The sequence below is a fragment of the Agrobacterium sp. CGMCC 11546 genome, assembly GCF_013365515.1.
GTDB lineage: Bacteria > Pseudomonadota > Alphaproteobacteria > Rhizobiales > Rhizobiaceae > Agrobacterium > Agrobacterium fabrum.
Genome location: NZ_CP047388.1, coordinates 557,845 through 582,305 on the forward strand (window position 1 = coordinate 557,845; position 24,461 = coordinate 582,305).

Below are 24,461 nucleotides of genomic sequence, written 5' to 3' on the forward strand. Positions count from 1 at the left end.
CCGCTCGCGATTATTTCTCCACGAGAAAGTCGATGAGCGTGCGTGTCGCGGCCGACAGGCGGCGGTGCGGGGCAAAGATCAGCGAAAAAGGCCGGGAGCGTCCCTGCGCATGGTCCAGCACCTCGACAAGCCGCCCCTCTTTGACGCGGTCACGAATGATGAAGTCATAGGTCTGGCAGATGCCAAGACCGCTTTCGGCCAGGGACACCACACCCAGCACATCGTCAAACACCTGGATACGCCCTGGTGGCGTCCAGTCCAGATCTCGGCCGTCGACATGAAACAGCCATGGCGCACAACGCCCCGTGCTCGGCATCACGAAAGGCAGACACTGGTGTTCCGCCAAGTCCTCGACACCCCGCGGCATGCCCGCCCGTTCGAGATAATGCGGGGCTGCCACTAGACGCAACGGAGCGTCTTCCAGTTTGCGCGCCACCAGCCCGCTATCGGGCAAGGGGCCGAGGCGGATCGCCAGATCATAACCTTCCGCCACCAGATCGACATTGCGATTGGTGATGCTCAATTCGATCTGGACTTCGGGATAGGCCTGCATGAAACGTTCCAGCATGGCAGGCAGCCGGTGGTGGCCATAGGTCGTCGGCACGCTGATGCGGACATGGCCGGTCAACGAGGCTCCCGTCGGTCCCTGAATTGCCCGCTCCGCATCGTCGATCATCGAAAACGCCGCGCGTGCCTGTTCGAGATAGGCGCGGCCTTCATCCGTCAGATTGAGGCGCCGTGTGGTTCGCCGCATCAGTTGCGCGCCAAGCCGGGTTTCCAGGCGGGTAATCGCCCTGCTGAGAACCGATGCCGTCGTCGCAAGCGCAACGGCTGCTTCGGTCATCGAGCCTTTTTCGGCAACGATGATGAATGCTTCCACGTCGCCGAGATGATCAAACCGCCGCCCCATTTTGGCCCCTTGCGAATAAGTCAGTTGTCTGCGGCCAGCCTTATCCCCGATCATCGCGTCAATAAAGTTATTTCGTCTCTTCAAGAACAAATGAATTCCCTGAAGGCGCATTTATCAGCTCCATCGGCTTCAATATGTTTGCTTCGTCAAAGGCTATCCAGCCTCACCTCTGATGTCGGGAGCAATTCATGACAAACGCAACTCAGCCTATCAAACCGGTTCTTTTCGTCCTGACCAGCCATGGCACCAAGGGCGAAACGGGCGAGCCCACCGGCTTTTACCTCGGTGAGGTTACCCACCCTCTTGCCGTCCTCGACGCCGCCGGCATCGCGGTCGAATTCGCTTCCATCGATGGCGGCGAGCCGCCGGTCGATGGCCTTGACCTCAACGACCCCACCAATGCGCGCTACTGGAGCAGCGAGGGTTTCCGCAGCGCCATCCGCAACACCTCACGCCTTGCCGATCTTGACCCGAAAAACTACGCGGCGATCTTTTTCACCGGCGGACACGGTGCAATGTGGGACTTTCCGACAAGCCCGGCGGTCAACGACCTCACCCGCAGCATTTACGAGGCGGGTGGCGTTGTCGCTGCGGTTTGCCACGGCCCTGCCGCCTTGGTGAATGTCACGTTGAGCGACGGTGCCCATCTCGTTGCCGGTAAGAATGTCGCCGCCTTCACCGATGACGAGGAACGCGCCGTCAAGCTGGACAGGATCGTTCCTTTCCTGCTCGCCAGCACGCTCACCATGCGCGGCGCGCATCATCATCCGGCCGCCGATTGGACAGCCAAGGTCGTCGTCGACGGAAGGCTGGTCACGGACCAGAACCCACAATCGGCGACCGGCGTCGGCGAAGCCTTGCGCGACCTCCTGAGCGCCTGAACGGCGTCACCACACCACCAACAACAAAACACCAGCGCTCCCCGTCCATGCGGGGCAGGGAGTGCCCATGTCTGGAGAAAAACATGAAACCCATCCGCACTTTCGCCCTCGCCCTTGCTCTTGGAACAAGCGCATTCAGCGCACAGGCGGCCAATGTCCTGGTCGTCCTCTCGGATTCCGATCGCCTAGACCTGAAAGACGGCAAGGTTTTCGAGACCGGCTTTTATCTCAACGAGTTGATGCAGCCGGTAAAGGTACTACTGGACGCCGGTCACGACGTCACCTTCGCCACACCGAAGGGTAGCGCCCCTACCCTCGATAAATCCTCGGTGGACAAGATGCATTTCGGCGGCGACGTCGCCGCCATGGAAGAAAGCAGCGCGCTGCTCGAAAAGCTCAACCTGACTTCGCGGGAAAAGTCGCCGGTCGTCAGCCTCGCGCGTGTCGAGCAGATCGGTTACGATCATTTCGATGCCGTTTATGTACCCGGTGGTCATGCACCGATGCAGGACCTCCTCGTCAGCCCGGAACTGGGCAAGCTCCTGACCGACTTCCATACCAAGGGCAAGACCACGGCACTTGCCTGCCATGGACCGATCGCCCTGCTGTCCACCCTGCCCGATGCGACGGCCTTCACCGCGACACTGGAGACAGGCGGTTCCACCAAGGCCGAAGGCTGGATTTATGCCGGCTACAAGATGACCGTCATCAGCAATGAAGAAGAGGGAATCGCCAAAGGTCTGCTCAATGGCGGCGAAATGAAATTCTACCCGCAGACGGCGCTGGAAGCGGCCGGGGGTGAATTCATCAGCAACCAGACGCCATTCACGTCCCATATCGCGACCGACCGCGAACTGATCACTGGCCAGAACCCCGCCTCCGCCCCGGCCGTGGCTGAAGAGCTGCTGAAGCGCCTGAGATAAGCCGGGCAAAGAAGACGTACCGGTAACGGCCATCCTTCAGTCAGCCATTGGAATCTTGCCATTGGCTGACAGCCTGCATTCCGCAATTTACCTTTGGCGATTTTCGCCAAAGGAATTACTGAACGGCGGTTGCCAGTTCCAAGATCAGATATCGACAACCAGCCCCTTCGCCTTTAGCACAGGCTCCAGATTGCTGACTTCGATCACCGATTTACCCTGTTTGTAAGCTTCTATGAAACCCGCCTCGGCGTCCTCACGGGCTTGCGACAGCCGTGCGGCTTCCTGTGCCTCCGCGCGACGCACCACAACCAGACCATCGGCATCGCCGACGACAATATCGCCCGGATTGATGGTCTCGCCGCCAACGATAATGCTGTCGTTCAATGCTGCAATGGTTTCCTTGACGGTCCCCTTGATGCAGACACTGAGGGAAAACACAGGGAAACCGAGGTCTCGCAGTTGCAGCGTGTCGCGCACGCCTGTGTCCGTCACCAAACCGCCAATCCCTTTTGCAAGGCAGGCATTGGCCAGGACGTCACCGAACGAGCCCGCTTCCTCGTATTCGCCGGCCGAAACGACAATGATATCGCCGGGCTTGGCGTAATTGATCGCAAGCTGCAGCATGATGTTGTCACGGGGTGCGCATCTGACGGTGAAAGCCGGGCCGCACAGTTTCATCCGGTAATCGACCGGCTTGAGGCGGGAGGACAATGCGCCTCTTCGACCCTGCGCCTCATGGATGGTGGCGGGCGAAAATTTCGAAAGCGCTTCGATGTCCGCCTTGCTTGGCCGTTCTGCTATATCTTTGATGTGGATCATAAAACCTCCCACGGTAAGGCTGGCGGCGGGAACGTCCCGCCGCTCGCATTTGAGTTCAGGTGGATGTTGAAATCGATGCTGCGGACGCCGGCAGATCAGGGGATGGGGTCGAACTTCAGCTCGGAAAGCGGGACGACCTTGTCAGTGCGGGTCATCTTGTATTCCGTGTCAGGGCCGAGCCACTTGTTCCAGAGCGTGTTGATCTCGCCATCGGCATCGAGCTTGCGGAGAATTTCATTGACCTTGGCGGTCAGGGCCGGATTATCCTTCGCCATGCCGATGCCGATCGGCTGATAGAGCATCGGCTCTTCGATCATCCGCATCGGCTTGCCCTTGGTCTTGGATTCATTGACGAATTTCGTGGTCGTCATGGTGTTGGCCACCATGCCGCGCGCCTTGCCCTGCTGAACGGCGAGATAGGCGGACGCCGTATCCTGGAAGGTCAACGGCTCCGACTTGTTGAGCTTGATCGACATTTCCGAGGTCGAGCCCTTGGTCGAAGCGACACGCTGGCCTTCATAGTCGGACTTCTTCTTGCCGGCATCCTCGACCGGAACGATCAGCATTTCCTTGGCGAGATAATAGGGGTCGCTGAACTGGATCTGCTCGGCGCGGCTTTGTGTGTAGGCAAGATTGGCAACGGTGATATCGACGCGGCCGAGCTTCACTTCGGGAACGCGGGCCTCGACCGATACGGGCTTGATCTCCGCCTTGACCCCGAGTTCCTTCGCGATGGCCTTGCAGAGATCGACATCAAAACCGGCCATCTCGCGGGTTTTCGGATCCGGCGCGGCAAAGGGAACAACATCGGCGAAGGTCGCGCAGCGCAGCACCTTGTTCGCCGTGATCGTATCGAGTTGGTCCGCCATAGCGGGCGACGCGGCTGCGACGCCCAGAACTGCGGCGGTAAGTGTAAGGCATTTCCAGTTCATTGCTGTTCTCCTTTTATATTTTGGCTGTTATCAGTGACGCAGATCGGCGAGGAACCGCTGCGCGCGGGGATGGCGGGGTGTCTTGAAGAATTCTTCCGGCGTTGCTCTCTCGAGTATTTCTCCGGCGTCGATGAACCAGATGCGGTCCGCGACTTCACGCGCGAACCCCATTTCATGGGTGACGCACAGCATGGTCATGCCTTCCGCCGCCAGGCCTTTCATCACGGCCAGCACTTCGCCCACCATTTCCGGATCGAGCGCGCTGGTGGGCTCATCGAACAACATGACGGGCGGCTCCATGGCGAGCGCACGCGCAATCGCCACGCGTTGCTGTTGCCCGCCGGACAATTGACCGGGATAAGCGCCTGCCTTTTCGGCCAGACCGACACGCTCAAGCAGTGCGAGTGCCTTTTGCTGCGCGATGTCAGGCGAAACACCCTTTACGCGGATTGGCGAAATCGTGACGTTTTCGACAACGGAAAGATGCGGAAACAGATTGAAACTCTGGAACACGAAACCGATGCGGCTGCGCAGAAGGTTCAATTCCCTGGTGCGCGTGGCGGCGTGAATGTCCCGCCCATCGAGCGTAATCGAACCGCTATTGATTTCCTCCAGGCGATTGACGGTGCGGATCAGTGTCGATTTGCCCGAACCGGAGGGGCCGCAGATGACAACCACCTCACCGCGCGCAACTTCGGCGTCGATGTTCTTGAGAACCTGATAATCGCCATAACTCTTGCAGACATTCGAGATGCGGATCGTCTGCTGGGGCGTCACTGATGCGGTCGTGGTCATGGCTGCTCCGTTAAGATTTTGGCCTGCGTCAAGGATGCCTGATGCGGGCGGCTCACCACGCCGGCGCGGCGGCGGGCGATGCGGCGTTCGACGGCATTTGCGAGATAGGTCAGGCTCCAGCAGAGGGCGTAATAGACCACCGCAAGAATGAGAAATACCTGGAAGGGCTGCGTCAGAAGCTGGTTGTTTACCTGGCTCGCTGCAAAGGTCAGATCAGGCACATTGATGACATAACCGAGCGTCGTGTCCTTGATCGTCGCCACGAAGGTCGAGATCATGCTCGGGATCATGTTGTAGAGCGCCTGCGGCAGGATGATGAAGCGCATCGCACTGCCGTAGCTATGGCCAAGCGCTTTTGCCGCATCCATCTGCCCGACGCTGAGGGCAACGATGCCGGCCCTTACCACTTCACTCAGGAATGCACCCTGATAGACGACAAGCGTTGCCAGCATGATGGCGAAACTTGGCACATCGGCACCGGTCCAGAGCGGAATGAGGAAATAGGTCCACAGGATGAGCATCAGCAACGGCACGCCGCGCGTAACGTAGACCAATGCCGTCACCGGCCACCGCAGGACGTGCCATGCCGACAAACGCGCCAGCGCCATGAGGATACTCACCGGAAAAGCGAGAGCGATGGCGAGCGCCGAGAGAATGAGCGTGTTCGCGAGCCCGCCGAGAGGCCCGTTCGGATATTGGCCGATCAGCAGCAGCAGCCAGTAATCGTGCAGGATGGTGATGATATCCCCGATCATGCGCGCGCCCTCCAGGCCGGATCAAGGCGTATCGACAGATAGGCGCCGGCCCCCATGATCAACAGCGAGAAGAAGAGATAGAGAACCGTGCCGACGAGGTAGATTTCGAAGGTCTGGAAACTCAGATTTTCGATTTCCTTGACCGCATGGGTCAATTCAGACGCGCCGATGACAAGCGCCAGACTGCTGTTCTTGAACAGGGAGACGCTGTGATTGATGAGCGGAGGCAGCGCGTTGCGCACGCCCTGCGGCATTGTGATGAAACGCATCGCCGAGAGATAGCTGTGTCCCAGCGCCTTTGCCGCTTCCATCTGCCCCGGACTGACCGAGCGCAGACCGGAACGCAGATCCTCACTGAAATACGCCGCCTGACACAGGCCGAGGCCAACCACGGCGAAGATTGCTTCTGCGTTATGTTCAGTCAGCCAGCCTGTCAGGCCGGAAGGCAGCAGAGTGAAGATGCCGAAGTACCATAGCATCAACTGCACCAGTGTCGGCACGTTGCGATGATAGGAAACATAGGCTGCGACCAGCCGATCTCCGAAGCGGGAAGGCGAAAAGCGGATGCAGAGGAGGACGAGCGCGAGCGACATGGCAAGCGACCACGAACCGATGAAGATAATGAAGGTCATCTCGATGCCGTGCAGCAGCATCGCGATATATTCCTGATTGCTCAGGATAGCCGAAAGATCAAAGCCGCTCACGGCTTCTGCTCCTTCTTTGTGCCTTCCTCGGCTGCTGCTTGGGGCTTGGCAGTTTGAAGGCCGCCCATGACCTGCAATGTCGGGGTGATTTCCATATGGCCGATATTGACGGCAACCGGCGCGGCAATGGCAAAACCGATCGCATCGGCAATGTCTTCCGCCTTCGGCAATTCGAAACCGTCGATGAAGCGCTCGCGCACGCTCGGATCATTGTCGTGAACGTGGCTGAAAATATCCGTCGCCACGCGGCCGGGGCAGATTTCCGTCACGCGCACGCGCTTGCCGAATGCATCGATCCGAAGCTGGTTCGAGAGCATGGCGACGCCAGCCTTCACGGCGTGATAGGTGGAATTGCCGCCGAAATTATAATTTCCGGCGATGGATGAGATATTGATGACGTGGCCGCGATCGCGCTCCACCATGCCTGGAACGATCAGCCGGCAGATGTGGAGGACGGCACGCAGATTGACGTCGACCAGAAGATCGATATCGGCTTCATCCGCCTCGAGAAATTTCTTCGGGCGATCCACGCCGGCATTGTTGACCAGAATATCAAACTGCACCCGGCCTGCGAGGTCGGCAATCGCAGCACGATCGGTTACGTCGATGACATGCGCGACACACCCGGTCCGATCGGCCAGCTCCTTCAATGCATCGGCACTGCGGGCGATGGCATGGACTTCAATGTTCTCGCGGCGCAGCCGCTCGACGACTGCAGCGCCGATACCGGACGAAGCGCCAGTGACCAATGCGGTCTTGTAATCGGAAAATGGCATTCTGATCCCCTTGTCGTTGCCATAGAGATTAGCGAAGCTTTATTTGCTTGCCTAAGACCGATTACTTTTGGAGTAATAAGCAACTTTTATGGAGCCCGAAGCGCCATGGTTTCCGGGCAAAAAGCCTGATGGAATCCGCTTCACACAGGTTTGCGGATGATTCCGGTTCCCGGTTCGCATTGCAAAACGGGGGCGACCTTGTAGATTTGCCGCAGCACAACCGAAATCATCATCATCGCAATGGATATCAGACGTCTCAAATCCTTCATCGTCATCGTGGATAGCGGCAGCATCACGCGTGCAGCCGATATTCTGCACCTTGCCCAGCCGGCGCTGAGCCAGCAGCTGGCCGCGCTCGAAGAGCATTTCGGCCAAAAACTGCTGATTCGCAGCCAGCAGGGCGTGACGATGACGGATGCTGGACATGCGGTTTACCGCCATGCGCAAATCATTCTGCGGCAGATGGAACAGGCGCAGGTCGATGCGGCAGCGGCGGGCAATTCGCTTGCGGGACGTGTTTCGGTCGGCCTGGTGCCTTTCAGCAGCGCCGCCACATTATCCGTCGATCTGCTAGCGGAGACGCGAAAACGGCATCCGGGCATTTTGATCCACCTGACGGAAAGTGTCGGACAGACCTACAGCCAGATGATCATGAACGGCCGTCTGGAAATGGCGTTGATTCACGGCGTCGGCCCGATCAAGGGCGTGCGCTTCGAGCCGGTCCTCAGTGAAGAATTCTATCTTGTCGCCCACCGCAATTTCGCGATCGAAGCGGATCTGAAACCGGTGCCCATCGGCGCCCTGGACGGGCTGCCGATGCTGTTGCCGCCGAGTTACAATTTCGTGCGCCGCGCGGTGGACACCGCATTTACCCGCAGCCGGATCAATCTCAAGGTCGTCGCGGAAGTTGAGATCGTCAGAACGCTGGCCCGCGCCGTCGCAAGCGGCCTTGGCGCCACTATCATGCCAAAGGCGATAGCCGACCGTATCGTCTCGGAAACGGGCGAACCGCTCGTTTGCCGGCTCCTGTCCCCGCGCATCGAAGAAACATTGTCCCTCTGCACATCCGATCAGAACTCCCTGTCCGAGCCGGCTTTTGCGGTGAAGGACATTCTTGTGGAACTGACAGAGAAGCTGAAACTTTAGGGAATGACATCACATCTCCCGGTCTGGCCACAGCGGACCAGGAGATGTGTAGCGTCAGTCAGCGCATGTCCCGGCAAAACTGAGCGATCCGCGCGCATCCTTCGCCCAGCATCTCCATGCTGGTGGCATAGGAAAGGCGGAAATAGGGGCTCATCCCATAAGCGGCACCCTGCACCGTGGCGACGTGATGCTCATCCACCAGTGCCATGACGAAATCGACGTCGCTTTCTATCTTGCGTCCGCCCTTGGTGGTTTTGCCAATGAGGCCGGAAATATTCGGATAGATGTAGAAGGCGCCCTCCGGCTTGTGGCAACGCAGGCCGTCGATCTCGGCCAGCTGGCCAAGAACGAAGTCACGCCGTTCGCGATAGATGGCGGCTCTTTCCTTCAGCAGGTCCTGGGGGCCATCCAGTGCGGCAATGGCTGCAGCCTGTGTGACGGTGGTGATGCCGCCGCCATTCTGGCCGTTGACATTGCTGATGGCCGTAATGAGTTCCTTCGAGCCACTGGCGCAGTAACCAAGCCGCCAGCCCGTCATGGCATAGGCTTTGGACACACCGTTCATGGTCAGCACGCGGTCGTAAAGCCGCGGTTCGACATCGGCGATCGTGCCGAACTCGAACCCGTCATAAACGAGATGCTCGTAGATATCGTCGGTCAATATCCACACATGGGGATGACGCAGCATAACCTCGGCAATCGCCGCCATCTCTTTTCGCGAGCAGGCTGCACCGGTCGGATTGCTGGGGAAGTTCAGGAAAAGCCATTTGGTGCGTGGCGTGATTGCGGCTTCGAGATCTTCCGCACGCAACTTGAAACCAGCCTGTTCGAAGCAGGGCACCGGCACCGGAACGCCACCGGCAAACTTGACGATATCGGCATAACTGACCCATGACGGCGCAGGGATGACCACCTCATCACCCGGATTGCAGGTGGCCAGCATGGCATTGAAGATCACCTGCTTGCCGCCGGCGGAGACGACGATCTGGCTGGCATCATATGTTAGGTTGTTGTCGCGCTTGAATTTCCGGCTGATCGCGGCCTTCATCGCCACCGTTCCATCCATCGGCGGATATTTCGTTTCACCATTAAGTGCCGCGGCATGCGCGGCTTCGATGGCATGGGCGGGGGTTGGAAAATCCGGCTCACCGGAGGAAAGGCTCACGACCTTGATCCCCTTCGCGGCCAGTTCCCTGGCACGCTGGGTCATGGCGGCGGAAGCGGAGATGGAAACATTTTTCAGGCGATCGGCGGTGGAAGGCATCTGGGTAATCTTTCGATGAGATGGAAACAACAAACAGCGACCGGCTCAGGCCGCGAGTTCGGCCGCAGGCGCCAGAGTGGCGCCGGAAGCCTCGATTTCACTGCGGATGATGCGTGCAAGTTCCAGAGAACCGGGCGTATCGCTGTGGACGAGGATAGAGCGAGCGGGCATGGCGATGATCGTGCCATCGATGGCCTCGACCTGACCATGTGTCAGGAACCGTCGAACCCGCGCGCGCACCGACGTCTCGTCCTTGACCAATGCGCCGGGCAGTCCCCGCGCCACGAGCCTGCCTTCGGCGTCATAGGCACGGTCTGCCAGAAACAGCGCCAGTGTGTTGAGGCCCGCGCGTTTCGCCGCCCTTTCTATTTCACTTTCTGGCGTCACGAACACCACGAGCCGCGGATCGACGGTGGCGATGGCATTCATCATCAGATCCGCCAGTACGGGTTCACGATTGACCATATTGCCCATCGCCGCGTGAAAGCTGAAATGGCCGACCTTCATCCCCTCGGCTCCGGCAATCGCCATCAGCGCACCGAGCTGGTAAAGCATCTGCTGACGCAGCTCGTCGGGTTGGAACGGTATTTCCCGTCGTCCGAAACCGGCGCGGTCCGGCAGCCCCGGATGGGCGCCGATGCCGACACCATTCGCTTTCGCCAGACGCACCATCCGGGCCATCGTGTCGGGGTCGCCGCCGTGAAAACCACAGGCAATATTGGCCGACGACACGATCTTCATCATCGCCTCGTCATCGCACAGCCGATAAGGACCGAAACCTTCGCCCATATCGGAATTCAGATCGATCTTCATCGCATTCTCCTTCGATCCGTTCACCTGTCGTCAGGCCATTGCCCTCAGCGCCCGCTTGACCATGTGTGAAGTCTGCCTGATATCCTCGAGATAGCTGGCAACCGCCAGCTCCACGACCCGCGCTTCAGCATGGGTAGAGCGCACGAATTGCAACCGGCTGCCGATCCGCGCCTGCCCAAGCCGCCACAGATCGCATTCGATCACGCCGGCAACCTTGGGATATCCCCCCGCCGTGTTGGCGTCACTCATCTGGATGATCGGCTCTCCCCCCGGCGGCACCTGAACCACACCCGGAACGACCCCATGGGAGCGCATTTCGATTGTCTCCGTCGGCTTGATCGGTTCGCCGGACAGACGATAGCCGGTGCGGTCGCTGCGGGATGAGATGCGCCATGTCTGGCTCCAGAAAGCCTCGCCATCGGACGCGAACAGCCCATGTTCGCCGGCCGGTATCGCGCGGATCTGCAAGATGCCTTCAATTGGCGGAGCGAACACGTCACGCAAAGCAGTGGCAGGTTCGATAACGGCAATACCGCTTGCCGGCAGCGGTAGCGCATCCGGGACCGTGCCGATCTTCAGCCTGTCGCCCCTGGCAAGGGGCCGCCCGGCATTGCCGCCAAACCCGCCGCGCAGCGCGGTGCTCCGCGACCCCATCAGCACCGGAACATCCACACCGCCTGCAAGAGAAATATAGGCACGGGCAAATTGCGGCGGCTGCTTCAGTTCCAGAATCTGGCCTTCGGCGGCTACATGCGTACACCATGAAAGCAGCTCCCTGCCATCCAGCAACACCTGACCATCTGCCCCCGTGACCGCAAAGGCCGCACGGGCTTCAAATCGCATTTTGAACGGAAAGGTCTGGACCTCGATAACGGCCGCATCGTCGAAATTGCCGAGAAGGATATTGCCGATTTTGACGGCCAGCGGGTCCATGGCCCCTCCCGCGGAGACACCGATGTCGCGATAACCCGGGCGTCCGAGGTCCTGCACCGTGTTGAAAGGACCTGTTTCGATGATCTCGATCATAGCTCGATCCTCGCCGGCACGAACCGCACGATATCGCCTGGCGCCATCAGGGCAGGCGCCGACGATGCCGGATCGAACATCTGCAGATCGGCGTAACCGATGGAGTTCCAGCCATTCGGACCCGTCAGCATGGCCACACCGGTCTGCATGCCGCCAATGGTCACGCAGCCCTTTTCCATCCTGATGGACGGCACGGTTTTTCTGGGCATGTAAATACGGGGATCAAGACCGTGCAGATAACCGAAGCCGGGGGCGCTGCCCAATGCGAAGACACGATAGGTCGCCTCGTGATGGAGACGCACCACCTCGCGGTCGATCAACCCCGAAAAATCGCAGATGGCAGCAAGATCGGTTGCGTATTCGCCACCATAATGCACGGGGATTTCGATGGTTTTTCCAGTCAGATCAAGGCTCTGGGCACTGTTCCATGCGTCCCGCAGCCGCTCGACGACACTGTCGGGGTCATCGGGCGTTTCCTTGAAGATCGTCAAAAGATTGGTCATACCGGGGATGATTTCCGCAACATCCGGCCAGTTGCTGATCGTTTGCGACAAGGCCCAGATCCAGCGCTGCGCGGGCAGATCGAATTCGCCGGGCGCTTCGAGCAGGAAGGAACGGGAGCCGATGAAGGAAATGCGTGCCTCTCCCTTGGTGGGAGGCAGGATGTCATGCAGCGGCGCAAGAATATTCGGCGTAGCAATCATGATTGAGGCTCGATTTCGAACAGGGGATCGCCGAACCCGACCAACGCATCCGGCTCTGCAAGCCGTCTCTTCACGACGCCCAGGCAACCGGCGGATACGGGAAGCAGAACCAAGCCGACGCGGATGAAGCCGAGAACATCGGCACTGCCGGTCGAGCGCGGGAGGCTGTCAGTCTCGACCGGTGCGGAGGGGTGAGAAGAACAGAAACGGCCAGCCATCGGGGCTTTGACAATCACTGGCACCGCAGCGGTTTCAACTGGTGAGGTTTTCACCACCGAAACGGCCTGTGCACTGTTGCCGGTGGCAACGAGGAGGCGCAAATGACCCTTGGGCGTTGAGATTTCAATTCCGTCCACACCCGCCGCCGTCAGGGCTTCGGTCAGGGCCGCGATGGTGGCGGTGTCGGTGAGGTCGAGCGTACTCATGCCACTCTCCGTTGCTTGAGCCATTTCTCCAGATAATGAATGTCCGTTTCACCACACGCGAAAGCGTCGTCCTCAAACAGCGCGCGCAGGAACGGCAGATTGGTCGAAATGCCTTCAATCGATGTCCCGGCAAGTGCCTCGCGCATCTTCGCCATTGCCTCGCTGCGGGTTGGCGCATGGACGATGAGCTTGGCGACAAGGGAATCGTAGTAGGGAGAAACCCTGTAACCCTCATGAATATGGGTATCGACACGAATACCTTGCCCCTGCGGCAAGGCAAGACCCGTCACGACACCGGCGGAAGGCAGAAACGTCTGCGGATCTTCCGCGTTGATGCGGCACTCGAAGGCGTGGCCTTCGCATTTTACATCCTGTTGGCGTAGAACCAGTTCTTCCCCCTGGGCTGCCCTGATCTGCGCCTGGACGATATCGATCCCGCTGGTCATTTCGGTGACGGGATGCTCCACCTGCAGGCGCGTATTCATCTCGATGAAATAGAAGGCCCCGTTCTCGTAGAGGAATTCAAACGTTCCGACGCCACGATAGCCAATCTGCTGGCAGGCCTCGACACAGGCTTGTCCGACGGACCGGATCACGTCAGGCGAGATGCCGGGCGCCGGCGCTTCTTCCACCACCTTCTGGTGGCGACGTTGCATGGAGCAGTCGCGATGTCCCAGCCAAACGGCATGTCCGTGGGTGTCGCACAGCACCTGTATTTCAATGTGCCGGGGATGCTGAAGGAATTTCTCCATGTAGAGCGCCGGCGAGCCGAAAGCCTGACGGGCTTCCTCGCGTGTCGTGGAAATCGCCTCATGCAGAGATCCGGCATCCGGCACAACCCGCATACCCCGCCCGCCGCCGCCGCCGGCAGCCTTGACGATGACAGGATAACCGATTTCCTCCGCAATGCTTTCGACGGCAGCCGGATCATCCGGCAATGCCGTATCAGGGCCGGGAACACACGGTACATCAGCGGCAATCATCGCCCGTTTGGCAGCGATCTTGTCGCCCATCGTCGCAATCGACGATGCGTCCGGTCCGATGAAAACAAGGCCGGCTTTTTCGACGGCGTCCGAGAAGGCAGTATTTTCTGATAGAAACCCGTAACCGGGATGGATCGCTCCTGAAGATGTCAACCGCGCCGCGAGCAGGATGGCATCCTTGTTGAGATAACTTTTGCCCGCAGCGGAAGGGCCGATACAAAGAAAACTATCGGCAGTCTGGACATAGGATGCGCCCCTGTCCGCCTCGGAGCATATTGCAACGGTTTTTAGCCCGAGTTCATCGCAGGCCCGCTGGATTCTCGCTGCTATTTCACCCCTGTTGGCAATGAGAACCGTATCGAAGCGCCTTTCGGCAGGTGTCGTATCTTTGAAGACCTCCACCATCACGCGATCTCCGCCAGCACATCGCCCGTCTCGACCTCGCCGCCATCGACCTCAGTAAGATATGCAATTCGGCCCGGATGCGGCGCGGCAATGGTGTTGAAGACCTTCATCGCCTCGATGATGAAGAGGGTCTGCCCCTCTTCGACACGATCGCCGACATTCACAAACGGTTTCTGGCCGGGCGCCGGGGAACGATGCAAAACACCAAAAACCGGCGCCTTAACGGTGAAGGTCGAACCCGCGCTCATGACGGAATTTGAAACATCTGCGGAAGAAGCCGGCCCGGCGACCTCACCTTCGGTCGAATTCGTCCCGGCAATAGTCGCCGCCTGCCCAACGGTTCGGAAAATCCGGACCGTTACTTCTTTTTTCGTAACCGTCAGCTCCGTGACGTTCGTCCGTCCAACGAAATCGATCAGCGTTTTTATCTTCGGCAGGTCCATGGCACACTCGGTATTTCAGAGAGCCCTTCGCAATCGTCATTCAAACGATGCGTGGCTGCCTACCTGGGTACACGATAGCCAATATGATGGGGTCAAACGAAGTTTTAATGGACCACGGTTTTCGGGGGTTCAAGCAGCGTCGGTGACGGCTGCTAAATGACTACAGCCACTGCTCAATTCATTCGAATTCCCTCGGCAGAGAAGAGCCGGATCTTTTCAGACGTGGGAGACAGGTGAACCTTTTCGTTACCTACAGGGGGAAACCTCCCCCTGCACAGCTTGCAACCTGACACGTTCCTGAAAAACCGATGCCGTAAGGCCGGTCACGCGGTCTTGAGCTTGGGAAGAACCAGATCATCGACTCGGTAAGTATGGAATTCGCTTTTCGAAACCGTGTCCAGCTTGCGGAATTTTTCAACGAAGGCCGGATCGGTAAAGAATTCATCGACGCTGCCGGCACCCTGGATAGCCTCGACATTAACGACCGTCTGCCCGTCCGTGCTTTTTGCAAGGCTGCTCCAGAGGAATCCTTCTTTCCGTTCGGCGACGTAGTGTACGACGTCCTGAATGATGGCGAAGGCTTCTTCCTGCTTTCCGGGATGAACATGTATGACGTTGACGATGAAAGTCGTGGGGGCAGGAGAGCCGGTGAAGGCTGCAAGAGGTGTCGTTTCCATAGATGTCTCCATTTTGAAGCCCGGCCAATTCAGCCGCGGCCACATCTGGATATCGAAAGGAAAATAGCGGATAAAGAAGCTGCTATTCTCAACATACCGGAAGAAAATTCCTTAATTAGAGATCATGGACAAACTCGGAACACTGGGCATATTCATTCAGGTCGCGGAAGCAGGAAGCTTCGTGGCGGCCGGACATCGTCTTGGCATCTCTGGATCAGCCGTCGGAAAGGCTATCGCACGTCTGGAGGACGAACTGGGTGTGCGATTGTTCAATCGCTCGACACGCAGCATGACCCTGACGGAGGATGGCGGTTTTTTCCTCGATACATGCCGGCGCATCCAGTCGGAATATGAGACCGTCCAGGCGCAATTATCGAGATCGCAGGCCATTCCACGCGGGCAGCTGCGCGTCAGCCTTCCGCTGGCGGGCATGCTGCTGATGCCGACAATATCGGCCTTCATGGATGCCTATCCTGACATCAATCTCGACCTGGATTTTACCGATCGACTGGTCGACGTCATCGAAGAAGGGTTCGACGCCGTCATCCGGACAGGCGATATCAGGGACACGAGGCTGATGAGCCGCAAGCTCGGCACCTTCAAACACAGGATCGTGGCGGCACCCGGCTATCTTGAAGCGCATGGCTGGCCGACGGTTCCCGAAGATCTTGCCCGGCACCGCTGTCTCCACCACCGTTTCGCGAATTCCGGAAAGTTTGAACCGTGGCCGCTGGTTCGCGATGGGCGTGAGATCAGGATCGATCTGCCGGTTGCGACCGTTGCAAGCACGCTGGAACCCTTGATCTATCTCGCGGAACGATCATTCGGGGTCACCTGTCTTCCTTCATTCGCCGTGGCATCTGAAATCGCCGAGGGGAAACTGGTTTCGCTGCTGGACGATTACGTGGCCGATACTGGCACCTTCTGTGTACTCTGGCCGACCAATCGATATCTTTCTCCAAAGGTCAGAGCGTTTGTCGACTACATGGCCACCAATCTTTTCGCCAGATGATCGCCGGCGTTGGATCGGTCCGGCGCTGTTTCGCCGGGCCGGATAACGTTCTTTCTGGTCGATCATGAGTGTGCGATCGCGCCTGTCCCGAACCACCAATGCTCGTGGACCACGATCAGAGCGACCCGTGCTTTTCCTGTAAAAGCCGGATGGCAAGATGCTGGAGCAGAATGATCGTCTTGGCATCACGAATATCTCCACGGTCGATCATTCGCATCGCCTCCGGCAGGGGAATTTCGAGCACATCGATATCTTCCCCCTCGTCAGCGGAGCCGCCGCCCTCGCCCACTTTGTGGGTGTCGGCATATTCGCCGTGGAAAAAGGCGAGATATTCGGTGACCGAGCCGGGGCTCATATAGATATCAAACAGGTGCGTGAGTTCGGAAACCTCGTAACCGGTCTCCTCCATCAGTTCCGCACGCATTCGCGTCGCCGGTTCCGCGCCTTCGAGCAATCCTGCCGGTGTCTCGATCAGCGATTCCAGCCCGCCATTCAAGAGAACCGGCAATCGGAACTGGCGGGTCAGGAGGACATGGCCGTTTTCCGGATTGTACAACAGGCAAGTCGCCCCGTTGCCGCGATCATACGCCTCCCGGGTCTGCTTCTGCCAGCTTCCATCCCGCAGCCGGAGTTCATATTCATACTTGGTCAGCCGTCCCCAATCATCCGCCAACACGCGTTCGGAAATTGGGCGGTAAACACTGTCATTCATCAAGTCACCTCGTTTTCATCTGTCTTTCAAAGGCCGAGCAATCGGCCTTCGACATGTGTGCGTGTTTCACCACCCACCCATATTGCACCGGTCTCATCGCGGCTGAGGTAAACGCGACCCTGCCGACCGAGACGCGTCCCCTGAGCGGCGACATAATCTGCCGCGATCATGCCGGTGGCAAAGAGCCATTGCGCCAGCGAGGCATTAAGGCTTCCGGTAACGGGATCTTCGGCGATGGCGCCCAGATGATCGCTGAAGAAGGCGCGAACCTCAAAGGCAGCTTCGTTGCCTTCCGTGTGAGGACCAACCACACCGACATCAATGCGCCCGGGCCAGCTGCGAACCGGATCGATGGAAAGCACCTTTTCGGCCGATGCGAGCCTGATCCCCAGCCATCCGGGACCATTGTCGATCCAGGCGGCATCAACGACGTCATGGGCCTCGATCCCCAATAGCTGCAGAGCCTCTTCCAGCTCGGCCGGCGTCGGTGCACCGGAACGGATAAGCGGCGGGGCGGCAAAGGAAAGCCGCCCCTGCGCGCGCCGGACCGGGACCAGCCCGGCACCGCATTCCTGAATGATGGCCGTTTCGTTTTTGGGCGAACCGTTGGCGGAGAGCCACGCATGGCAACTGCCCAGCGTAGGGTGTCCGGCAAAGGGCATTTCCCGGTCCAGCGAAAATATACGGACCCGATAGTCAGCCCTGGGATCGGTGGGCGGCAAAAGAAATGTGGTTTCGGACAGGTTGAACCACCGCGTTAACCGCTGCATTTCATCGGTCGTCAGCTTGTCGGCGCCCGTGACGACGGCCAGCGGATTGCCGGAAAGCGGCCCGGAGCCGAATACATCGATCATATGGATAGCAAGGGTCATGACATCGTTCTTTCAGTTCGGATCAACCGCCGGACGTGGGCGGAGGGTGTGGCCTTCAGCTCTGCCAGACAAGCAGTTTGAGACCCGCAACCGCAAAGACCGCCGAGAGCACGGATTCGATCCATCGCCGTAGTCTGGTATAGAGTGCAATCATCGAGGCGGTCGAGAAAAGCAAGGCATAACCACCGAACACGGTGACGCCGAGAATGGCGCAGCCGCCGATGATTGCCGGCACCATGCCGGCGGGCGCGTCCGCTCGAAACCCGAGCGACATGATGGCGATCCATGAGAGAATGGCCTTCGGGTTGCCGATATGCATGAAAAGCCCCTGCCGATAGAGCGATCGATAGCGCGGCACCGCGCGTTCCACAGTCATCCCTGCAAGATCGGAAACCGGTTTGAGGGCCGATCTGCCGGCACGGAAGGCCAGATACAGTAAATAGGCGCCACCAGCGATCTTGATGACGAAAAGCGCCTGGGCATAGGCGGTGAGCACGGCGGACAGGCCGGTCGCCGTCAGGATTGCCCAAAACAGCGAACCGGTGATGACGCCCGCCGCCAAAGCAAGAGCCGGCAGGCGGCCATCGCGCATCGCCGTCGCCATGATTGCCATGTTGCTTGGCCCCGGGCTGGCGGTGGCAATGAGATAGGTGCCGTAAACGAGGGCAAGCTGGCTGGTGAACATGTCGGTTTCTCCGGAAATCAATGGCTCCCCACTAGTGCGGGAGATCACCGCGATGGACGATATGGACCTTGTTCCCATCGGGATCACGCAGATAGGCGCCGAAATAACCCTCGCCATAATGCGGGCGTGGGCCTGGACCACCTTCGTCGGTTCCACCATGAGCCAAACCGCCAGCATAGGCGTTGTTCACCGCGCCTTTCGATGGCGCGAGAAAGGCGACCATGCCACCATTGCCAGCCGTCGCCGCCTCGCCATTGAAGGGGCTATAGACGTAAAAACGCGGCAATGGGGCGTGCGTCGCCACCCAGCAAAGTGCCGCAGGTCCGTCATCGGGTGTGATGGTCCGGCGTATCAGGCCAAGCGGCGCGAGCACGGCATTATAGAAACGTCCCGCCCGCTGAAGATCATCCGTTCCGACGGTTACGTGGCTGAACATTTAAACCTCGATGCGCCCGCCATATGGCTGTCGCCTGTTGCAAAGTGTGGATTTCATTCAGCGCCCTCATAGCCTATGTTACACTTCTTGGTTATCTAAATAGTGTAACGTGACACTTTTAACGAGGTTGAGATCGTGTTGCTGCAATCCCCCTGGGTACCTCGCCTTGCAGATATCGAGGCGAACGCCGCCGAACGGCTGGTGCTGGCACTTGCCGACGATATCATCGAGGGAAGGTTGACGGGCGGTGCCCGCCTGCCGGCCCTTCGTGACCTCGCGTGGAAACTGGGCGTGGGTCTCGGCACGGTGACGAAGGCCTATGCCGTTCTGGAACGGCGCGGCCTGACGCGTAGCGTCAAGGGTCGGGGAACATTCGTCGCGCTTCAGGAAGCACATAACGACCCGCAGATCGACCTCTCGTCCAACGCGCCGCCGGCCACGCTCAACGCCCGTATTCTGGCAAAAACGCTGACCGGCATCGCGCGCAAGATCGATGCGGATCATTTCAATCTCTATGCTCCGCCCGCCGGGCATGTGGAACACCGGCGTGTTCTGGCCCGTTGGCTCGCGACGCAGGGCCTGTCCGTCGATCCATCGCATCTGGTGCTGACGAGCGGTGCCCGCCAGGCACTGTCATTGGCCTTCGATCTTACCTGCGGCAAGGACGGTCTGCTGCTGACCGAGCGGATCACCTATCCCGGCGCGCTCGCGCTGCTTCGGCGTAAAGGGTGCAGGGTGCGGGGTGTGGAGATCGATGCCGAAGGGATGGTGCCGGAGGCACTTGCGGAAGCGCTTGCTGGCATGAAACCGGGCGGCGGCAGGGCGATCTATCTGACGCCGACGTTGCACAATCCGACTACCGCCACCATGGGCATGGCGCGGCGACATGCCATCGTGGATATTTGTCGCCGGGCCGGTGCCTGGATCATCGAGGACGGCGTTTATGCCGCATCCGACCCGGGTTTCAGCCCATTGGCGGCATTGGCGCCTGACATTTCGTTTCATGTGAATGGCTTGTCCAAATCGCTCGGCCCCGGTTTGCAGATCGGGGTACTGGCGCTGCCAGCGGGACAGAAGGATGCCGCAGAAAACTTCTTGCAGGATGCGCCGATGGCCCCCTCCGCCCTTTCCTGTGCGGTGGTTGAGGACTGGCTGACCACCGGCGTCATCTCATCGATCCAGCGTGATCTGCGCCACGAGGCGCGGCGACGCTCCAGCCTTGCGGTTTCCCTGCTGGGTGCGAGGGAGCTTGTCTCGCATCCCGATGCATACAATGTCTGGCTGCCGATGCAGCGTGCTGCCTCCAAGGACTTCGTATCCGCCGCCGCGGCAAGCGGCATAAGGCTGACCGCGCCGGATTCCATGATGGCGGATACGGAAGATCGGGCAAGCGGCATCCGGTTTTGCCTCGGCGGCCCGTCATTCGATGACCTGACCGGGGCACTGACGGTTCTGGCGGGACTGCTGAGGCGGCGGGCCTGACGCCACCGGACCGAAATCAGGCAAGAGAGACCCTATGATCATGAACAATCACCGGATGTTGCCGGACCAGGATGCGTGGGAACCCTGGAGCCCTGCCGAGCTTTCCCGGCGGTTGAGCGGCATATCGAAACCCTGGTGCATCGTTGGCGGCTGGGCTCTCGACCTGTGGCACGGAAGCACGATGCGCGAACATGACGACCTTGAATTCACGGTGCTGCGTGAAGATCTGGAAATCTTCCGGCGTGAACTGAGTGAGATGGAATTCTACACCGTCAATGACGGCGTTCTCGAACGGCTCCCGCCGGATCGGCAACCGGCCTCGGAGATTTTCCAGATCTGGTGTTTCGATCGCACTGCCAAGTGCTGGCGCGTCGATATGATGATCGAGCCCGGAACGGATGATACCTGGGCCTACAAGAGGAATCCGGAAATTACACGACCCCGCACCGACATGGTTGCGCTGACAGCCGACGGCATTCCTTACCTCAACCCATCCGCAGTGCTTCTCTTCAAGGCGAAGCACCGGCGTCCTAAGGACGAGCAGGATTTCGTAAATGCACACCCGAAACTGCTCCTGTCGGAACGCCGGTGGCTGCGGAATTGCCTTGAGCTCCTGCATCCCGGCCATGAATGGGCGCAGGCGCTGTGAAAGCCAGCTTCCCAGCCCACCAGTTTCTGCCCAGCACTGCTGATGGACGAGGAAGAAGTTGACCACAGGCTGATGGAGCGCAACGCACCATTCAGGGTGTTTTCCAGGTCTTCAACAGCATTTGCACGAATTTTTCCGCAGCCGGAGACAGCGCGCTGCTGCGCCTTTGCACAATACCGATCGTTCGCGACACGACGGGATTGACGATCGGTCGCGTGACGAGGAAAGGGTGCTCATCCTGCGGGGTGGCCAATCGCGGCAACACCGAAATCCCCAGCCCGGCTTCGACGAGACCGAGTGACGTGTTGAGGTGAGTCACCTCGTAAAACCAGTTCAGCTTTAGATTGTGCCGCGCAAGCGCACCGTCGAGAAGCGTCCTGTTGCCGCTGGAACGATCCACAACCACCAGAGGATGTGGCTCCAATTGATCCCACTGGATTGTTTCGAAAGCCGCCAGAGGATGGTCTTTCCTCATCGCCAGCACAAATGGGTCATCGATCAACGGCTCGAATGCCAGATCGGGATCGGAATTTCCCATCAGGTTAATCCCGAATTCCACTTCGCCGCGGGCAACCGCCTGCAAGCCCTCGTTTGCGGTCAGGTCTCTGATACGCAGCCTAATATGCGGATATTGCTTACTAAATGTTTTGATGACGGTGGGTAAAAAGTAGAATGCCGCAGTCGGAACACATGCCATGGTAATAAGGCCACGCCGCTGCGCACCGTCCTTCATTGCAAAAAGCGATCCGTCAAATTCCTCCAGCATGCGCCGGACAAGCGGCATCACCTCCTGGCCCATCGCCGTTGGAGCGACATGGCGTGTGGTTCTTTCAAGAAGCGGCGCACCGATGGCCTGCTCCAGTTTCTGGATACGCCGGGTGAGCGCCGGTTGCGAAATATGCAGCGCATCAGCCGCTCGGTGAAAGCTCTCCAATTCAACCACTGCTTGAAAAGCCCGTAAATCAAGAATTTCGCAATTGATGCTCATATCGCAATAAAACCTCCGAACATTGCATTTAACAGATTATACTTCTTTCCTCATATTGCAACAACGCGGCGCATTGATCCGCCAAATGCAAGATTGAGGCTTCTTTCCATGAACGATCTACTCAAGATACCCTGTGTGCTGATGCGCGGCGGAACATCGCGTGGACCGTTCTTTCTCGCATCCGATCTCCCCCGCGATCAAGCCGAACGGGATGCGGCCCTCCTCTCCATCATGGGGTCCGGCCATCCGTTGCAGATCGATGGCATTGGTGGCGGCAATCCGGTCACGTCGAAAGTGGCGATCATCGGCCCTTCCACGGTCAAGGGTGCCGATATCGACTATCTTTTCGCGCAGGTCCGCACCGACAGGCAATATGTCGACTATTCGCCCAATTGCGGAAATATGCTGGCCGCCGTCGGCCCCTTCGCGATCGAGGCCGGGCTTGTCGAGGCCCATGGCAACGACACGATTGTGCGCATTCACAACGTTAATACCAGCAAGCTGATCGAGGCAAAGGTTCCGACCCGCGACCGCGAGGTTATCTATCTCGGCGACGCTTCGATCGATGGTGTGCCGGGCCTCGCAGCGCCGATCGCCTTGACGTTCATGGATGCCGCAGGTGCAAAAACCGGAAGGTTGCTGCCGACAGGCAAAGCCGTAGACATGATCGACGGCTTGGAGGTGACGGCCATAGATTGCGCCATTCCGATGGTGCTGATGCGCGCGGCCGATCTCGGCCTGACCGGTTATGAGGACCCGCAGGCGCTCACCGCCAACAGCGATCTCATCGAGCGCATGACCCGCATCCGCATTCAGGCCGGCAAGCTGATGGGCATGGGTGATGTCACGGACATGGTCATTCCAAAACCGGTACTCGTCGCGCCAGCCCGCAGGGGCGGCACTCTTTCGGTGCGATATTTCATGCCGAATGAATGTCATCCCGCACTGGCGACAACCGGCGCCGTTGGCATCGCGACCGCGGCCGTGACCGAAGGCTCGGTTGCCTACGATTTGGCAGGCCGCCTTTCCGTACCGACCCAGATCAGCATCGAACACCCTGCCGGCCGCCTCGACGTGCAGCTGGAAATGCGGGAGGGAGCAATAACCGCCGGGCTTGTGAGAACGGCACGCAGACTTTTCGAAGGCTTTGCCTTCGCCAAACCGACCGCTGCAATTGAAGACGCAGCTTAAATACAGCCATATTGACACAAAACATGAAACAGGGAGGAGACCCTCATGCGTAAATACCTGCTTGCAACAGCAGCGCTCTGTGCGTTGGCAGCATCCGCGAATGCCGAATCCGTCAGGATGAGCGTAGGCTCGTACAACCTCAACAATCTGCCTTTCCCCGTGGCAGCGAGCCTCGGTTTCTACAAGGACGAGGGGCTTGATGTAACCACCGAGAACTTTGCCCAGGGCGGATCGAAGGTGCTCCAGGCACTCGTTGCCGGCTCCACCGACGTCGCCGTCGGTTTCTACGATCACACGATCCAGATGCAGTCGCAGAACAAGCACGTCGTGGGCTTCGTTCAGCTCGCCCGTAATTCTGGTCTGGTGCTGGCCGGCACCAACGATACAGACTTCGATCCGGCGAAGCCCGAAACGATCAAGGGCAAGAAGGTCGGCATCACCTCGCCAGGTTCTTCTTCGGACTTCTTCATTCGCTACTATATGAAGCAGCACAATCTGAGCGACAACGACATCTCCATCATCGGCGTCGGTTCGGGTGCTGCGGCCGTGGCCGCCCTGCAGCAGGGCAAGATCGATCTGCTCGTCAACTACGATCCCGCCGCGACAATCGTCGTCGAGCGCGGGCTGGGCAAGATCCTCATCGACGCCCGCAGCGATCAGGGCGCCAAGGATGTCTACGGCGGCATCTATCCGACATCGGTCCTTTATGCGACGCAGGACTACATCAACGCCAATCCCGAAGTAATCCAGAAAGTGACCAACGCCACGGTTCGGGCGCTGCACTGGATGAAGCAGCATTCGGCGGAAGAAATCGTCGCAAAACTTCCCGATGATTTCGTGTCTGGCGACAAGCAGACCTACATCAAGGCCGTCGAAGCCGCCAAGGCGATCTTCTCCGAAGACGGCAAGTTCGAGCCTGCCGATCTCGAAACGCCGCTGGCCGTTCTGAAGAGCTTCAACGATGCGGTCGCAAAGGCAACCATCGATCTCAACACCACCTATACCAACAAGTTCGTCGAGGCCGCGGCTTCGAAGGGCGGAAACTGAGGATAT

The 24,461-nt window shown here is 59.0% G+C and carries 28 protein-coding genes; 8 read left to right on the forward strand and 20 right to left on the reverse strand.

Translation table 11 applies throughout. The annotated features are described in order from the left end of the window. Positions 1-10 precede the first annotated feature (10 nt). A complete protein-coding gene (locus GSF67_RS17340) occupies positions 11-910 on the reverse strand; it encodes a LysR family transcriptional regulator (RefSeq protein WP_006315964.1) in 900 nt (299 codons plus the stop codon). A 188-nt stretch (positions 911-1,098) separates the two neighbouring features. Here GSF67_RS17340 and GSF67_RS17345 point away from each other — a divergent pair, with 188 nt between their 5' ends. Next, positions 1,099-1,791 carry a type 1 glutamine amidotransferase domain-containing protein gene (locus GSF67_RS17345; protein WP_006315965.1) on the forward strand — a complete coding sequence of 231 codons (693 nt, stop codon included), beginning with the start codon at positions 1,099-1,101 and terminating at the stop codon, positions 1,789-1,791. 83 nt (positions 1,792-1,874) lie between these two features. Further along, complete coding sequence (locus GSF67_RS17350; protein ID WP_006315966.1) at positions 1,875-2,714, forward strand: type 1 glutamine amidotransferase domain-containing protein; 840 nt, start codon at positions 1,875-1,877, stop codon at positions 2,712-2,714. 144 nt (positions 2,715-2,858) lie between these two features. Here the strand turns inward: GSF67_RS17350 and GSF67_RS17355 are convergent, their stop codons facing one another. The 6 genes from GSF67_RS17355 to GSF67_RS17380 form a co-directional block, all read right to left on the reverse strand. Continuing rightward, positions 2,859-3,533: a 4-carboxy-4-hydroxy-2-oxoadipate aldolase/oxaloacetate decarboxylase gene (locus tag GSF67_RS17355; protein WP_006315967.1), complete on the reverse strand. Its 675-nt coding sequence runs from the start codon at positions 3,531-3,533 to the stop codon at positions 2,859-2,861. 95 nt (positions 3,534-3,628) lie between these two features. Beyond that, the gene (locus tag GSF67_RS17360) at positions 3,629-4,465 is read right to left on the reverse strand and encodes an ABC transporter substrate-binding protein (RefSeq protein WP_006315968.1); all 837 of its coding nucleotides are present in this window, start codon (positions 4,463-4,465) and stop codon (positions 3,629-3,631) included. A gap of 30 nt (positions 4,466-4,495) precedes the next feature. Further along, a complete protein-coding gene (locus GSF67_RS17365) occupies positions 4,496-5,260 on the reverse strand; it encodes an amino acid ABC transporter ATP-binding protein (protein ID WP_006315969.1) in 765 nt (254 codons plus the stop codon). Next, a complete protein-coding gene (locus tag GSF67_RS17370) occupies positions 5,257-6,015 on the reverse strand; it encodes an amino acid ABC transporter permease (protein ID WP_006315970.1) in 759 nt (252 codons plus the stop codon). The genes GSF67_RS17365 and GSF67_RS17370 overlap by 4 nt, the downstream gene beginning before the upstream one ends. Then, positions 6,012-6,719, reverse strand: coding sequence for an amino acid ABC transporter permease (locus tag GSF67_RS17375; protein ID WP_006315971.1), 708 nt, complete (start codon positions 6,717-6,719; stop codon positions 6,012-6,014). The genes GSF67_RS17370 and GSF67_RS17375 overlap by 4 nt, the downstream gene beginning before the upstream one ends. Beyond that, entirely contained in the window at positions 6,716-7,495 is a 780-nt protein-coding gene (locus GSF67_RS17380; protein WP_176072052.1) for an SDR family oxidoreductase, read from the reverse strand. Before GSF67_RS17380 ends, GSF67_RS17375 begins: the two co-directional genes overlap by 4 nt. 240 nt (positions 7,496-7,735) lie before the next feature. Between GSF67_RS17380 and nac the strand changes: the two genes are divergently transcribed. Then, entirely contained in the window at positions 7,736-8,641 is a 906-nt protein-coding gene (gene nac, locus GSF67_RS17385) for a nitrogen assimilation transcriptional regulator NAC (RefSeq protein WP_006315973.1), read from the forward strand. 58 nt (positions 8,642-8,699) lie between these two features. On the opposite strand, the gene GSF67_RS17390 is transcribed toward nac, so the two are convergent. From GSF67_RS17390 to GSF67_RS17425, 8 genes are all read right to left on the reverse strand, one after another. Continuing rightward, complete coding sequence (locus GSF67_RS17390; protein WP_006315975.1) at positions 8,700-9,905, reverse strand: pyridoxal phosphate-dependent aminotransferase; 1,206 nt, start codon at positions 9,903-9,905, stop codon at positions 8,700-8,702. 45 nt (positions 9,906-9,950) lie between these two features. Next, complete coding sequence (locus GSF67_RS17395) at positions 9,951-10,718, reverse strand: 5-oxoprolinase subunit PxpA (protein WP_006315976.1); 768 nt, start codon at positions 10,716-10,718, stop codon at positions 9,951-9,953. A 30-nt stretch (positions 10,719-10,748) separates the two neighbouring features. Then, complete coding sequence (locus GSF67_RS17400) at positions 10,749-11,744, reverse strand: biotin-dependent carboxyltransferase family protein (RefSeq protein WP_006315979.1); 996 nt, start codon at positions 11,742-11,744, stop codon at positions 10,749-10,751. After that, positions 11,741-12,448 (reverse strand): 5-oxoprolinase subunit PxpB, encoded by a 708-nt coding sequence (gene pxpB / locus GSF67_RS17405; RefSeq protein ID WP_006315980.1) that lies wholly within the window; start codon positions 12,446-12,448, stop codon positions 11,741-11,743. The genes GSF67_RS17400 and pxpB overlap by 4 nt, the downstream gene beginning before the upstream one ends. Next, complete coding sequence (locus GSF67_RS17410) at positions 12,445-12,873, reverse strand: hypothetical protein (protein ID WP_006315981.1); 429 nt, start codon at positions 12,871-12,873, stop codon at positions 12,445-12,447. Before GSF67_RS17410 ends, pxpB begins: the two co-directional genes overlap by 4 nt. Then, positions 12,870-14,261 carry an acetyl-CoA carboxylase biotin carboxylase subunit gene (gene accC, locus GSF67_RS17415; protein WP_006315982.1) on the reverse strand — a complete coding sequence of 464 codons (1,392 nt, stop codon included), beginning with the start codon at positions 14,259-14,261 and terminating at the stop codon, positions 12,870-12,872. Before accC ends, GSF67_RS17410 begins: the two co-directional genes overlap by 4 nt. Then, positions 14,261-14,704, reverse strand: coding sequence for an acetyl-CoA carboxylase biotin carboxyl carrier protein subunit (locus GSF67_RS17420; RefSeq protein ID WP_006315983.1), 444 nt, complete (start codon positions 14,702-14,704; stop codon positions 14,261-14,263). The genes accC and GSF67_RS17420 overlap by 1 nt, the downstream gene beginning before the upstream one ends. A 323-nt stretch (positions 14,705-15,027) precedes the next feature. Further along, positions 15,028-15,381: an antibiotic biosynthesis monooxygenase gene (locus GSF67_RS17425; RefSeq protein WP_006315984.1), complete on the reverse strand. Its 354-nt coding sequence runs from the start codon at positions 15,379-15,381 to the stop codon at positions 15,028-15,030. A gap of 124 nt (positions 15,382-15,505) precedes the next feature. Here GSF67_RS17425 and GSF67_RS17430 point away from each other — a divergent pair, with 124 nt between their 5' ends. Then, on the forward strand, positions 15,506-16,393 hold the full coding sequence (locus GSF67_RS17430; RefSeq protein WP_006315985.1) for a LysR family transcriptional regulator: 888 nt from the start codon (positions 15,506-15,508) through the stop codon (positions 16,391-16,393). Between the two features lie 115 nt (positions 16,394-16,508). On the opposite strand, the gene GSF67_RS17435 is transcribed toward GSF67_RS17430, so the two are convergent. Genes GSF67_RS17435 through GSF67_RS17450 form a run of 4 tightly spaced genes read right to left on the reverse strand, consistent with a single transcriptional unit; the run spans position 16,509 to position 19,098 of the window. After that, positions 16,509-17,105 carry an NUDIX domain-containing protein gene (locus GSF67_RS17435; RefSeq protein ID WP_006315986.1) on the reverse strand — a complete coding sequence of 199 codons (597 nt, stop codon included), beginning with the start codon at positions 17,103-17,105 and terminating at the stop codon, positions 16,509-16,511. A 26-nt stretch (positions 17,106-17,131) separates the two neighbouring features. Further along, positions 17,132-17,977, reverse strand: coding sequence for a PhzF family phenazine biosynthesis protein (locus GSF67_RS17440; protein ID WP_006315988.1), 846 nt, complete (start codon positions 17,975-17,977; stop codon positions 17,132-17,134). Positions 17,978-18,032: 55 nt separating this feature from the next. Beyond that, complete coding sequence (locus GSF67_RS17445) at positions 18,033-18,662, reverse strand: LysE family translocator (RefSeq protein ID WP_006315990.1); 630 nt, start codon at positions 18,660-18,662, stop codon at positions 18,033-18,035. Positions 18,663-18,693: 31 nt separating this feature from the next. Then, entirely contained in the window at positions 18,694-19,098 is a 405-nt protein-coding gene (locus GSF67_RS17450; RefSeq protein WP_006315991.1) for a VOC family protein, read from the reverse strand. 135 nt (positions 19,099-19,233) lie between these two features. Between GSF67_RS17450 and GSF67_RS17455 the strand changes: the two genes are divergently transcribed. Both GSF67_RS17455 and GSF67_RS17460 read left to right on the forward strand, forming a co-directional pair. Beyond that, on the forward strand, positions 19,234-20,580 hold the full coding sequence (locus GSF67_RS17455; RefSeq protein WP_035216584.1) for a PLP-dependent aminotransferase family protein: 1,347 nt from the start codon (positions 19,234-19,236) through the stop codon (positions 20,578-20,580). 34 nt (positions 20,581-20,614) lie between these two features. Continuing rightward, positions 20,615-21,229 (forward strand): nucleotidyltransferase domain-containing protein, encoded by a 615-nt coding sequence (locus GSF67_RS17460; RefSeq protein ID WP_006315993.1) that lies wholly within the window; start codon positions 20,615-20,617, stop codon positions 21,227-21,229. A 91-nt stretch (positions 21,230-21,320) separates the two neighbouring features. Here GSF67_RS17460 and GSF67_RS17465 read toward each other — a convergent pair whose 3' ends face one another. Beyond that, entirely contained in the window at positions 21,321-22,217 is an 897-nt protein-coding gene (locus GSF67_RS17465; protein WP_006315994.1) for a LysR family transcriptional regulator, read from the reverse strand. 108 nt (positions 22,218-22,325) lie between these two features. On the opposite strand from GSF67_RS17465, the gene GSF67_RS17470 reads away from it, so the two are divergent. Both GSF67_RS17470 and GSF67_RS17475 read left to right on the forward strand, forming a co-directional pair. Next, positions 22,326-23,408, forward strand: a complete 1,083-nt coding sequence (locus tag GSF67_RS17470; RefSeq protein ID WP_006315995.1) for a 4-oxalomesaconate tautomerase — start codon at positions 22,326-22,328, stop codon at positions 23,406-23,408. Positions 23,409-23,453: 45 nt separating this feature from the next. After that, entirely contained in the window at positions 23,454-24,455 is a 1,002-nt protein-coding gene (locus GSF67_RS17475) for an ABC transporter substrate-binding protein (protein ID WP_006315996.1), read from the forward strand. Positions 24,456-24,461: the final 6 nt, after the last annotated feature.

Bases quoted from the DNA above. Each gene is read 5' to 3' on its own strand.
- GSF67_RS17340 (WP_006315964.1), bottom strand. From the start codon at position 910: ATGGGGCGGCGGTTTGATCATCTCGGCGACGTGGAAGCATTCATCATC.
- GSF67_RS17345 (WP_006315965.1), top strand. From the start codon at position 1,099: ATGACAAACGCAACTCAGCCTATCAAACCGGTTCTTTTCGTCCTGACC.
- GSF67_RS17350 (WP_006315966.1), top strand. From the start codon at position 1,875: ATGAAACCCATCCGCACTTTCGCCCTCGCCCTTGCTCTTGGAACAAGC.
- GSF67_RS17355 (WP_006315967.1), bottom strand. From the start codon at position 3,533: ATGATCCACATCAAAGATATAGCAGAACGGCCAAGCAAGGCGGACATC.
- GSF67_RS17360 (WP_006315968.1), bottom strand. From the start codon at position 4,465: ATGAACTGGAAATGCCTTACACTTACCGCCGCAGTTCTGGGCGTCGCA.
- GSF67_RS17365 (WP_006315969.1), bottom strand. From the start codon at position 5,260: ATGACCACGACCGCATCAGTGACGCCCCAGCAGACGATCCGCATCTCG.
- GSF67_RS17370 (WP_006315970.1), bottom strand. From the start codon at position 6,015: ATGATCGGGGATATCATCACCATCCTGCACGATTACTGGCTGCTGCTG.
- GSF67_RS17380 (WP_176072052.1), bottom strand. From the start codon at position 7,495: ATGCCATTTTCCGATTACAAGACCGCATTGGTCACTGGCGCTTCGTCC.
- nac (WP_006315973.1), top strand. From the start codon at position 7,736: ATGGATATCAGACGTCTCAAATCCTTCATCGTCATCGTGGATAGCGGC.
- GSF67_RS17390 (WP_006315975.1), bottom strand. From the start codon at position 9,905: ATGCCTTCCACCGCCGATCGCCTGAAAAATGTTTCCATCTCCGCTTCC.
- GSF67_RS17395 (WP_006315976.1), bottom strand. From the start codon at position 10,718: ATGAAGATCGATCTGAATTCCGATATGGGCGAAGGTTTCGGTCCTTAT.
- GSF67_RS17400 (WP_006315979.1), bottom strand. From the start codon at position 11,744: ATGATCGAGATCATCGAAACAGGTCCTTTCAACACGGTGCAGGACCTC.
- pxpB (WP_006315980.1), bottom strand. From the start codon at position 12,448: ATGATTGCTACGCCGAATATTCTTGCGCCGCTGCATGACATCCTGCCT.
- GSF67_RS17410 (WP_006315981.1), bottom strand. From the start codon at position 12,873: ATGAGTACGCTCGACCTCACCGACACCGCCACCATCGCGGCCCTGACC.
- accC (WP_006315982.1), bottom strand. From the start codon at position 14,261: ATGGTGGAGGTCTTCAAAGATACGACACCTGCCGAAAGGCGCTTCGAT.
- GSF67_RS17420 (WP_006315983.1), bottom strand. From the start codon at position 14,704: ATGGACCTGCCGAAGATAAAAACGCTGATCGATTTCGTTGGACGGACG.
- GSF67_RS17425 (WP_006315984.1), bottom strand. From the start codon at position 15,381: ATGGAAACGACACCTCTTGCAGCCTTCACCGGCTCTCCTGCCCCCACG.
- GSF67_RS17430 (WP_006315985.1), top strand. From the start codon at position 15,506: ATGGACAAACTCGGAACACTGGGCATATTCATTCAGGTCGCGGAAGCA.
- GSF67_RS17435 (WP_006315986.1), bottom strand. From the start codon at position 17,105: ATGAATGACAGTGTTTACCGCCCAATTTCCGAACGCGTGTTGGCGGAT.
- GSF67_RS17440 (WP_006315988.1), bottom strand. From the start codon at position 17,977: ATGACCCTTGCTATCCATATGATCGATGTATTCGGCTCCGGGCCGCTT.
- GSF67_RS17445 (WP_006315990.1), bottom strand. From the start codon at position 18,662: ATGTTCACCAGCCAGCTTGCCCTCGTTTACGGCACCTATCTCATTGCC.
- GSF67_RS17450 (WP_006315991.1), bottom strand. From the start codon at position 19,098: ATGTTCAGCCACGTAACCGTCGGAACGGATGATCTTCAGCGGGCGGGA.
- GSF67_RS17460 (WP_006315993.1), top strand. From the start codon at position 20,615: ATGATCATGAACAATCACCGGATGTTGCCGGACCAGGATGCGTGGGAA.
- GSF67_RS17465 (WP_006315994.1), bottom strand. From the start codon at position 22,217: ATGAGCATCAATTGCGAAATTCTTGATTTACGGGCTTTTCAAGCAGTG.
- GSF67_RS17470 (WP_006315995.1), top strand. From the start codon at position 22,326: ATGAACGATCTACTCAAGATACCCTGTGTGCTGATGCGCGGCGGAACA.
- GSF67_RS17475 (WP_006315996.1), top strand. From the start codon at position 23,454: ATGCGTAAATACCTGCTTGCAACAGCAGCGCTCTGTGCGTTGGCAGCA.